This is a genomic window from Rhodococcus sp. OK611 (assembly GCF_003050885.1).
Classification (GTDB): Bacteria; Actinomycetota; Actinomycetes; order Mycobacteriales; family Mycobacteriaceae; genus Rhodococcus_G; species Rhodococcus_G oryzae.
Genome location: NZ_QAOZ01000028.1, coordinates 1 through 10,427, shown reverse-complemented (window position 1 = coordinate 10,427; position 10,427 = coordinate 1). Strand labels below are relative to the sequence as shown.

The following is a 10,427-nucleotide window of genomic DNA, read 5'->3' as shown; positions in this document are numbered from 1 at the left end:
GATCCGTCAGCGACCGGGCGATCAGCTCATTGTCTCGCGGGGCTGGGACCTCGCGGAGTGCATCAGTGTCCACATGCCTACTTGTCACCGACGCCTCTCCCGGTTCACGGCGTGCGCAGCCGGCGACCCCGACACTGGACAACTCATCCTCAGTCTTGAGGTCGATGGGGCGCCCATCGTGGCGCGGTGCCCGTGAACACTCACCTGCGAAGGGCGCTGCGCCTGGTGGCGGTCGATGAATCGCTCACGGTGAGTGTTTTCGGTCACAGCCATTGCGGGAACTGCGCGGTGGTGGGGACCCCCCTCGATCATGTCGGCTGTATGTTCGGCAACCTGATCAGGGCATGGAAATTCGCTCGCGCAGCCGGGCGCGGATACGTCGACGAGCGTTTGTGTAGGGCGACGAGGTGTTGAACTGGATCATCCGGCCGGCGGTGTAGCTGCGGTGGAATGACGCACCGTACAACTCATCGTCGCTCATGGACTCGACCAGTGCGATCACCTGCTCTTCGGCCGCCGCGAAGCGTGCCAGCAGACCTGTCCACGATTCGGCGGCGTGGTCGCTGTAGAACTTCTGAGCCAGCTCGCCGAGCTGATTCCATGTGAAGCCCGGGGCGGGAAAGCTCGGTTCGTCACCCCGGCCGCGGATCTCGAACCACAACAGCACCAGCTCGTTCCATCCGATCAGGTAAGCAACCAGGTCGGCCGGACTCATCATCGTTCCCGCCGCATGCCCCGGCAGCGTCGACTCTCGCGCCAGTTCCGGCGGGACGCGCTCGAGATCACGGGTGAGCTTGCAGTAGCTGTCGCCGATGGCATCGAGCAACTCGACCTTGGACTGCGGCACTGCCATCGAAACTCCCTTCACCCTGCACCTGCGCCCACCATATCGGCCCAATCGAGGCGAAACCGCATGCCACGGTTGGCATGCAAGCATCAGCGCGACCGCGAGCCATCGTCGCCGACCATTCGTCATCGGCTGCCGTGCTCCAGGCTGGAGTTCGCGACCGGTGTCGGAAATGGTCGCCGCATCCCTCACCTGCAGCATGGCGGATATGCCCGGCGCCGGTCCGGCGCTAGCTTACGAAGCCGTGGCATAGGTCACACCCCCATTCGATTCACATGAACGGATGGAGAACCGGGATCGATTGGCGCGATCTCGTGAGTGCATTACTTCGCTCAGTTGCCGGACCAAACTCGTTCAGTTGCTCAGGTCGCTTCTGACGGCTGCCGGTCCGCTGGTTGGCGACCGTAGGTTCTCGTCCTCCGGTGCCGAGCTGGTTGGAACGTTGAGCGAATCCCTTACGGCCTGCGGTGCACGGGTTCCACAGCCAGGCTCTATCCCTACTCAAAGAGGACACGGATTCTGCAATGACCCTCTTGATGCCCGGAATCAAGTCGGGGGGCCTTCCAGATCCTTCCATGAAAGGAAAACAATGATTCAGAGCAACTCCCGTCGCGTGATCGGTGGTGTGAGCGCGTTCGCGGTGGCGGCCGGGTTGGCGCTCACCGCTGGCGTTGGAATGGCAAGTGCTGCGCCGGGTTCGGTCAACTGGTGGGACGGCGGCAGCACATTCACCCGCACGATCAGCAACGTGACGCCCGCCGTGGGCGAGACCATCTCGGTGTCGACCACGTTCAGCCGCGTCCCCAACGCCGAGACCGGCGACGAGACCATCCAAGAGATGACGGACGTCCACCCGGCATGCCTGACCTTCGTAGACCTGAAGATCGACGGGGTCCAAACGGCGCTCACCAACTCGGATCCGACATCTGCGAAGGTCGTCGGCAGCTGGCTTGTGAACTCGACCTCGCCGCGCACCATGGTGTACTCGTACAAGGTCGGCGCCAACTGTGACCGCGATGTCGCGTTGAACACCTCGATGAAATACTCGGGATCGCTCGGCGCGGGCAACTACCCGGACAAGGGCCCAACCATCTCGGTGGCCAAGAGCGCAAGCGCAAGTGGTTCGTTGGGGAATCTGTTCGGGTCCTGAAACCAGGTAGTTCCCAGGCAGGTTCCGACCAGCGTGGCATGACGAAGTTGGCGAGGACCTCCGGTATCGGTTCGCGTACACACCGACCACCGCGAGGTCCTCGTCGCACGCCAATGCGTCCGGATTCCACGTGGCTCTTTGCCCCGGTCACGAGACACCAACCCACATGAACTGATTGACACAAGTTTCGCCCGGCATACTCATGATTTCGTATGTGAATCAGGCCGAAATTCGGTACATATGCGACATTTGCGACCCATTCTTCGGTGTGGCGACATGCCCGCGTGACACCGTCGATACGCAAACCGGTCAGTCGTCCAGCGCTGTCGCGCAGATCATCTAAGGTTGGGCCGTCATTTGCGCGCAACGTCGTGACGCAAGCCCAATACCGCAGGAGCGCAGAACTATTCGTTCATCACACAGGGTCCTACATACCGCATTGATCTCGGCGATCGTCGCCGGGGCGGCGTTGGCGGGGCCCACCACAGCGGCGGCCCAGGAGTCCTCCGAGGCATTCGGTTCGAGCTCGTCCTCGTGCAGCTTCATCGAGCAAATCGGTTCGCTGTTCGGATCCTCGGACTGCGAGGCCTCCCCTCGCCCGTCGACGCCGGATCGCGCCGCCGATCAGACGGCGGATCGCGCTGCCGATCAGATGGCGGCGGACATCGCCAGGCTGACCAACGAACACCGCAAGCGGAACGGCCTGCCCCCGTTGAAGTTCAACGCGGACATGTCAGAGGTCGCCCAGTCGTGGAGCGGCCGGCTCGCGAAGGCCGGGACGCTGTCGCACAACCCGGCCTACAGCAAGGAGATCCCGCAGGGCTGGCGAGTTGCGTCGGAGAACGTGCTCCAGAACTGGAAGCAGGCCTCGGCCGACCAGCTCGTCAAGCAGTGGATCAACTCACCGGGCCACAACGCGAACATGCTGAACCCCGACATCACCGACATCGGAGTCGGCTACTACGTCGGACCGAACGGCCGGGCCTGGGCCACCCAGAACTTCGCCCGGTACTGAGCGAGGACGGGCGGTCTCATCAACCGACGAGGAGTCGTCACCGGCCCGGGGCCACCCGGATCAGGCCTGCCGATCCAACTGATTCTCGGCGATCCAGGCCACGATCTGGGTCCGGGAAGTGAACCCGAGCTTGGCCAGGATGTGTTCGACGTGGCCCTGGGCGGTGCGGGGTGAGATCACCAGCATCGAGGCGATCACCTTGTTCGTGTGGCCGGCCGCGACCAGGCCTGCCACCTCGGATTCGCGCGGGGTCAACACGGATGCGACCGGTGCCGTCCGGGGCTTGTCGGTGTGGGCGTCCCCGAGGGCGTACGCGATGGATTCGTCAAGGCTCATGGCGGCACCGGTTCGAGATGCTTCACCGTAGGCGCGGTCCCCGAGCGCGTCACGGGTCAGTTGCACGCACTCGTCGTGGTTCCCGAGCATGTACGGGAGGGTCACGGAGAATCGTCCCACCGTCTGTGCGAGCGTCTCCGCGGCACCCATCAGGACCGCGGCACGCATCGGCTCGCCTCCGCGGATCTCGATCCAGGCCAACGACTCCAGGCACCATCCCGTCATGACCGGATCCTTGAGCTGCCGGAGCAGCCGCAACGCCTGTTCCAGCAGAGTTGCGGCCCGATCGGTCTCGCCGGCCTGCAGCGTGGTCACCGCGAGAGCCCACGACGAGTACGCGCGGAAGGAGAACTCACCTCGCGGGGCGGTGATCGCGAGGATCTGCTCGTGACACTTGGCGGCCGCCTCCTGGTCCCCCGACAGTCCAGTCGCGATTGCCAGGCCGAGAAGTCCGCCTGTCACCAGGGCGATGCGGAGCCCGGTTCCCGCCAAGTGAGACTCGGCCGCATATGCACTGTCGAGTGCGGTCTGGAACGGTTCGACCGCCGCGACTAGGTCTCCGCTGAACACGGCCAGATACCCGCTCGCATAGTTCGCCATCTCGAGCGACTCCGCGTCTCCGCGCTGTTCCGCAAGCGCGCGACACCGCGCCGCCCTCTCCGCGGCGTCGTCGAGTTGCCCTTGCATTCCCGCGAACACGCAGTCGCCATACAACGTCAACGGCCGTTCCACGGCCTGCGCATCGTCAGAGCTCGCCAGAGCGCGGCCCATCCAATGCCTGGCCTCCGCCAACAGGCCCCGGTACGACCAGAACAGCCACAGGGCATTGACGATGTGCGCGTTCGCGTCCGGATCGGTCTCGACCACCGACTCGGTGAGACTGAAGGTCAGCGCCTCCCGTAGGTTCGGCCGTTCCCGATCGAGTCGGTCGATCCAGTCGATCTGGCGGGCGCTGATCCACTCGGACTGCGCCTGCAGCACCAGCCGTTCGTACCAGGCGAGGTGCCGCCGCTGAGCCCGGAGGTAGTCGCCGGACTCGCGCAACCTCTCACGGCCGTACGCGCGGATCGTCTCGACCATGCCGAAACGCACGACCTCCCCGACCTGCTCACGTACCAGGATCGACTTGTCCACGAGCGAGCCGACCGCGTCGAGAAAATCGTCGGCGACCAGACCCTCGGGACACACCCCCTCGGCAGCATCGAGCTCGAAACCGCCCACGAACACCGACAGCCACGCCCATACCTGCTGCTCTCGCGCGGTGCACAGCTCGTAGCTCCAGTCCACACACGACCGCAACGTCTGTAGCCGGGTCGGTGCCACCCGAGAACCGACCGTCAGCAGCCGGTACCGGTCGGTCAGGCGTTCCATGATCTGCGCGACCGACATCGCCCGGATCCGCACCACCGCCAGCTCGATCGCCAACGGAAGTCCATCCACCCTGCCGCAAATTCCTGCCACCGCAGCACAATTGGCCTCGGTGAGCGCGAAATCGGCCATAGCCGCAGTGGCGCGTGCGACGAACAGCGCCACCGCCTCGTATTGGGGCATCGCCTCGAGTGGCGGGGTCTGCACGGCGTCAGGAACGGTCAACGGCGGCACCCGCAACACCAGCTCCCCGTCCACCCCGAGAAGCTCGCGGCTTGTCGCCAGGATCCGCAGCTCCGGACACGATCGCAACAGTCTCTGTGCCATTTCCGCTACTGCACCGAGCAAGTGCTCGCAGTTGTCCAGCACCAACAGGGTCTGCCGGGTGGCGAGATGATCGATCAGCCGGTCAGAGACCGAACGTCCCGGCTGATCCGGCAGCCCAAGGGATGCGGCAACGGTCTCCGCCAACAGGGCAGAGTCGTGCAGTTCGCCGAGCACGACAAACCAGACCCCGTCGGTGAACGACCGCCGCGACTCCGCGGCGACCCGCACCGCCAGCCTGGTCTTGCCGACCCCGCCGATGCCGGTCAACGTGACCAGCCGCGACGTCGCCAGCAACCGCCTCGCCTCGGCTATCTCGTGACGCCGACCGACGAAGCTGGTCAACTCGGCCGGCACGTTTCCTGGCTTGTCCTTCACGGAGGTCGTCATCGAACGTCCTGTCGTTTCGCCGGGTTCGTGTGACAGAAACTACCCCTGGTGGGCAAGAACAGGGGCGTTGTGCCCATGTTGTTGCGTTCATCCGCGGTGACACACGCCCGGCCGTTCTCCGGCGTCAGGTGTTCCCGGGCCTGCTGCTCAATCCCTGCTCGACCATCCACGCCGCGACCTGGATTCGGGAGGCGAATCCGAGCTTCGCGAGGATCTGCTCGACGTGCCCCTGCACGGTGCGCTGGGAGATCAGGAGCTGCGCGGCGATCGCCTTGTTGGTCAGGCCCTGAGCCACGAGCTCGGCGACCTGGTGCTCGCGCTGGGTCAGCGCCGATGCCGACCCCGCGGGCTGCCGATCCTCCGCCTCGGAGAGTTCGTCGAGCGCGAACGCGATCGCCTCCTCCGGGCTCCACCGCGCCCCTTCTCGAACGGCGCCCTCGAACGCCCGCTCACCGAGGACCTGACGGGTCTGCTGCTCGCATTCCGCGTGGTGCACCTGCAGCGTGCGGGCAACCACTCCTGCGCTGCCCACCCCCCGCCACATCGTCTCCACCGCGCCCAGCAGCAGCGCGGCACGTCGGGGGCGATTCTCCGCACTGGCGATCCACGCCAGCGTCTCCACACACATCGCGGCGGCGAGCATGTCGTCCACCGATCGGGACAGCCGCAGCCCCTGTTCGAGAAGGCCGGCGGCGCGCGGTGGATCGGCCTCCCACAGCGCGAGCCCGAGGGCGCAGGCCGCATATGCCCGGTAAACGAACTCGCCGGTTCGTTCGCTGATGGCAAGGGCGTCTTCTTGGTAACTCATGGCCCTGGCCGCGTCGCCGAGCAGTCCGGACGCCAAGGTGAGTCCGAGCAATGTCGAGATCTGCCTGAGGTTGTTCCCCTGGTCCGCGAACGCCGCGAGAGCCTTCTCCCAGCCGGCGAGCGCGCCCGGCAGATCCCCGGCGAAGGCGGCGAGATACGCGCTCGCGTGGATGACCGCTACGCGCATCGTGTCGTCGTCCAGGTGCTCCGCGAGGTCGTGTCCCGCCGCCGCCAACGCGGCGGCCGACGCGAAGTCGCCCTGATAGCCGGCGAGCAAACTGTTGGCGCACAACGCTTTCACCCTGTCGACGGACGGTTCGTCCCCGTGCAGCTCGAGCGCGCAGTCGAGCCAGTATCTGCCCTCGCGGAGGAGGCCACGGGAGAGCCAGAACGGGAAGAGGGCCACTGAGATCTGCAGGCCCGTGTCGGCCTCGTCCGGCTCGCTCATGCAGAAGTGCAGCGCCTCACGCAGGTTCGTCTGCTCGCGTCCCAGTCGGGCCATGAGCTCGACTTGGCGGGGGCCGATCCACTCGAATCTCGTCGTCGAGACCAGATCCCGGTGCCAGCTCAGGTGCCGTCGACGGAGGACCGCGATGTCGTCCGGGCCGAGCAACTCCTCGCGGCCGTATTCGCGCAGTGTCTCGAGCATCCGGTAGCGCGCCACCGCCCCCGCGCCCTCGCAGATCAGGATCGACTTGTCGACGAGCGAGGCCAGCACGTCGAGCACCTCGTCCACCGGCTGATCACCGGCGCAGATCCCTTCCGCCGCATCCAGTTCGAACCCGCCGGAGAAGATCGTCAACCGACCCCACAGCTCGCGTTCCGCTTCGGTGCACAGTTCGCGGCTCCAGTCGATGGACAGCCTGAGGGTCTGCTGCCGGCTCGGCGCTCCCCTGCGGCCGCCCGTGAGCAGCTGATACCGATCGGACAGCCGGTCGAGAATCTGCTCGGCCGACAGTGTCCGCAACCGGACCGCCGCCAGCTCGATGGCAAGCGGGAGCCCGTCGAGCCGGTGACAGATCTGCGCCACGGCCACTCGATTGTCCTCACTGAGGGCGAAACCGGGCACCGCGACGGCAGCGCGTTCAAGGAAAAGAGCCGCGGCCTCGTAGCGAGCAAGGTCCTGCAGCGACGGCGGCTCGTCCGGGTCCGGTACCGCGAGCGACGGGACTCGCAACACGGCTTCGCCGCCGACCGCGAGGGCCTCGCGGCTGGTGGCCAGGATCCGCAGCCCCGGACAGCGTCGCAACAGGGTCATTGCCAGGGTCGCAACCGCATCCACCACGTGTTCACAGTTGTCGATCACCAGGAGCAGTCGTCGGTCACGCAGATGACCAGCCAACATCTCGAGCGGCGGCTCGCTCGAGATGTTCCGCGGCGCGATCGTGGCGGCCACCATGCCCGCAACGAGGGCCGGATCGCGCAGGTCGCCGAGCTCGACCAGCCACACACCGTCCTCGAAGTCTCGTCTCGAGTCCGCGCCGACCCGCAGCGCCAGCCGCGTCTTGCCGACACCACCGATACCGGTCAACGTCAACAGCCGCGACGACGACAACAGTCGCCTCGACTCGGCCGTCTCGTTGCGGCGCCCGACGAAGCTGTTCAGTTCGAGGGGAAGGTTGCCAGCCGCCTTGCCACGGGTGATGGGCGGCATCGTCACTCCCATCTCTCCCCCGGCTCAGGGCCGCGAACGATATCGACCGGAATCCGCCTCGTGCGGCGAAGCTCCGACTTGACACTTTAGAGTGAACTGTAACGCCATGGGGGCGCTTGCTGTCGCGCGGATGCGAGATGTGGTCGCGGACGGCGGGGCCCAAAAACAGGTACCTCCCCCCGTCATCCTGCCGTGGTGCTCGACACAGCCCCCGCGAAGTATGAGATTCACCAGTTCTGCCCAGCGTGAAGTCGAGGTTCCTGATGCTCTTGCTCACACGACCGCCGCAGTCGACCCATCCGTCGCCGGAGGTGTTGATGATCCGGAACTGCGCGCGCTGCGCGACCCTGCTGAGTCCGGGAAGCTCCTCGTGCGATGCCTGTGGCGGAAAGGACCTGCCGAAGGTCCCGTCGACGGGACTCGGGGAGATCCGAACGTGGACGGTCGTCGATCGCGAGTCGCCCGACAGGTGCGGCGATCCGATGCCGTGCCTGCTCGCGGTCGTCGCGCTCGACGACGGCCCCTGGATCTGCACCTGGCTCGAGGGCGAGATCGCGGTCCGCTCGGACCAACACGTCCGCGTTCAGTTCGATCACACCGCCGCCGGGGACCGGTATCCGGTGTTCTGCGCCTGTGGGGCCGAACGCGACCAGGAGTTCCCCGCCGCATAACCCACAACCGCCCAAGACCGGTGCAGATTTCAACGATCGGCCCGAAGGGCCGATAACGAACCAACGCCGACAATGCAGAAGTATTCATATTAGAACATTCAAATAGCGCATTCCTGATGCATTAACTCCGCCCCCGACAATGTCGGCCCGGGCGGCAATTCTGCATTGGCCGGGGATTGATTAACCGACTTTTTGCTCCGATCAACAATTTATCGTTGTCATTCGACGGACGCAGAGGGCTCCGAGACCCAGCCGGCCCCATCCCACCTACCCGCTCTGCAGTGGTTGCAAATACGTATTTACCAGCACTTATACTTCACATATCGTGGGGGCGACGCATGCCGATCACATGCCCACGACGCGAACACTCCGTGAACTCACAATGAATTGAACCTCCCTTCCCCCTTACCTTCCCGAGCGAACTGGACACACGCCAAACTTCTTTTCCTTTTCGCTCACATAGCCCTGTGTCGGCGTGGTAGAAATTGTCGCGGCCGCAACTGCCCCCTGGTTGCGGCCGCACCAATTCAGGAAATCGAGTCAAGGAGAAAACAATGGGAACCTTCCTCTCCGTCCTCACCGCGCTCGGCAATGCCGCCGCGGTCGGCAACCTGCTGCACTCGCTGAGCTGACGGCTCGGCTCGGGGCCGGTGCACGCCCGAGGTGCACCGGCCCCCATGGCCGCCACGCAGGCGGTCGCGTGTGGGTCCTACCCCCGGCACATCCGGGGCGGACGACGAGTTGAATGCGACGCCGGGACAAGCCCGGCGTCGGGAGTACGCGGTCACCACGCGAACCTGACCGCACCAGCGAAAAGTAGGGAATACATGTCTTCGAACACAGTCCGCCGCATCGCCGCTCTCGCGGCGGCCGCCGCCCTTCCCGCCGGCCTGCTCATGGCCGGCGTCGGAACCGGCGTCGCGAACGCCGCCGACCCGGCCTGCTCCCAGACCAGCCACGACACCAAGAGCGACTGGAGCACCGTGTGGATCACCCACACCTACGACAAGAGCGTCTCGGCGGCGGAGGCCGCCGCCGGCACCAACGTCACCTACAAGATCGTGGTCGGCACCAGCAGCATTGGTAACCCGTACGTCAACACGATCCGCGACTACGCGCCGGCCGGCTTCGGCAAGCCGCTCTCGGCGAAGGTCACCTCCTACCACTTCGCCCAGGGACAACAGACCGCCGACGTCACCCCCGAACCGACCGGCGACGGCGGCTGGCAGGTGACCAGCACCGGCTGGTTCGTCAGCTCCAGCTACCAGGTCACCGCCGAGTTCACCTACAAGGTCCCGGACAACATCGCGGCCGGCACGAAGGTCACCAGCGGCGGCATCGGCGTCAGCGGCACCGTCGGCGTCGGAACCGACAAGCCGGGCCTCACCTCCTGCTTTGCCGTGCGCGCGAAGAACCCGGGCGAGGCAGTCCTCGGCAGCGCGGACGGCGCCGGTCTCGGTTCCTCTCAAGGCCAGATGAGCTCCACCGGCTCGATCAGCGATGTCCTCGGCGACACCATCACCCGCGTCCTCAAGAACGGCAGCTAGACCCAGAGCGCGGGTGCTGGGCACCCGCCGCCAGACCCCGTGTGCTCGGCGCCGCGACCGCCGCGCGCCGAGCACACGGCCCCCACACCCCAACGCTGCGACCTTGATGTCGATGTCGACGGTCGCACAGCAGCGACCGAAGGAATCACCATGACATCACGAGAGATGACGCGCGCCGTCGCCGCAGGCACGGCAACGACACTGACCATCGGAGCCCTCGCCTTCCTCGGCGCAGGCACCGCCACCGCAGCCCCCGCCACGATCACCTGGGACAGCGGCAGCTCCCGCTACATCCGCGACATCAGCAACACCACCCCC

At 65.8% G+C, this 10,427-nt stretch carries 7 protein-coding genes; 4 read left to right on the top strand and 3 right to left on the bottom strand.

Annotated features, from left to right (window positions below; translation table 11 throughout):
* Window positions 1-337: 337 nt before the first annotated feature.
* Window positions 338-853: a ClbS/DfsB family four-helix bundle protein gene (locus C8K38_RS26510; protein ID WP_097214412.1), complete on the bottom strand. Its 516-nt coding sequence runs from the start codon at window positions 851-853 to the stop codon at window positions 338-340.
* Between the two features lie 583 nt (window positions 854-1,436).
* Between C8K38_RS26510 and C8K38_RS26505 the strand changes: the two genes are divergently transcribed.
* Window positions 1,437-1,997 (top strand): hypothetical protein, encoded by a 561-nt coding sequence (locus tag C8K38_RS26505; protein ID WP_108168851.1) that lies wholly within the window; start codon window positions 1,437-1,439, stop codon window positions 1,995-1,997.
* Window positions 1,998-2,436: 439 nt separating this feature from the next.
* Complete coding sequence (locus tag C8K38_RS26500; protein WP_097214409.1) at window positions 2,437-3,012, top strand: CAP domain-containing protein; 576 nt, start codon at window positions 2,437-2,439, stop codon at window positions 3,010-3,012.
* 60 nt (window positions 3,013-3,072) lie between these two features.
* On the opposite strand, the gene C8K38_RS26495 is transcribed toward C8K38_RS26500, so the two are convergent.
* Together C8K38_RS26495 and C8K38_RS26490 are read right to left on the bottom strand one after the other, a co-directional pair.
* Window positions 3,073-5,430 (bottom strand): ATP-binding protein, encoded by a 2,358-nt coding sequence (locus C8K38_RS26495; protein WP_097214408.1) that lies wholly within the window; start codon window positions 5,428-5,430, stop codon window positions 3,073-3,075.
* A 124-nt stretch (window positions 5,431-5,554) separates the two neighbouring features.
* On the bottom strand, window positions 5,555-7,891 hold the full coding sequence (locus C8K38_RS26490; protein WP_097214411.1) for an ATP-binding protein: 2,337 nt from the start codon (window positions 7,889-7,891) through the stop codon (window positions 5,555-5,557).
* 263 nt (window positions 7,892-8,154) lie between these two features.
* Between C8K38_RS26490 and C8K38_RS26485 the strand changes: the two genes are divergently transcribed.
* Complete coding sequence (locus tag C8K38_RS26485) at window positions 8,155-8,562, top strand: Zn-ribbon domain-containing OB-fold protein (RefSeq protein WP_143548540.1); 408 nt, start codon at window positions 8,155-8,157, stop codon at window positions 8,560-8,562.
* Between the two features lie 827 nt (window positions 8,563-9,389).
* Complete coding sequence (locus C8K38_RS26480) at window positions 9,390-10,109, top strand: hypothetical protein (RefSeq protein WP_097214406.1); 720 nt, start codon at window positions 9,390-9,392, stop codon at window positions 10,107-10,109.
* Window positions 10,110-10,427: the final 318 nt, after the last annotated feature.

Bases quoted from the DNA above. Each gene is read 5' to 3' on its own strand.
- C8K38_RS26510 (WP_097214412.1), bottom strand. From the start codon at position 853: ATGGCAGTGCCGCAGTCCAAGGTCGAGTTGCTCGATGCCATCGGCGAC.
- C8K38_RS26505 (WP_108168851.1), top strand. From the start codon at position 1,437: ATGATTCAGAGCAACTCCCGTCGCGTGATCGGTGGTGTGAGCGCGTTC.
- C8K38_RS26495 (WP_097214408.1), bottom strand. From the start codon at position 5,430: ATGACGACCTCCGTGAAGGACAAGCCAGGAAACGTGCCGGCCGAGTTG.
- C8K38_RS26490 (WP_097214411.1), bottom strand. From the start codon at position 7,891: ATGCCGCCCATCACCCGTGGCAAGGCGGCTGGCAACCTTCCCCTCGAA.
- C8K38_RS26485 (WP_143548540.1), top strand. From the start codon at position 8,155: ATGCTCTTGCTCACACGACCGCCGCAGTCGACCCATCCGTCGCCGGAG.
- C8K38_RS26480 (WP_097214406.1), top strand. From the start codon at position 9,390: ATGTCTTCGAACACAGTCCGCCGCATCGCCGCTCTCGCGGCGGCCGCC.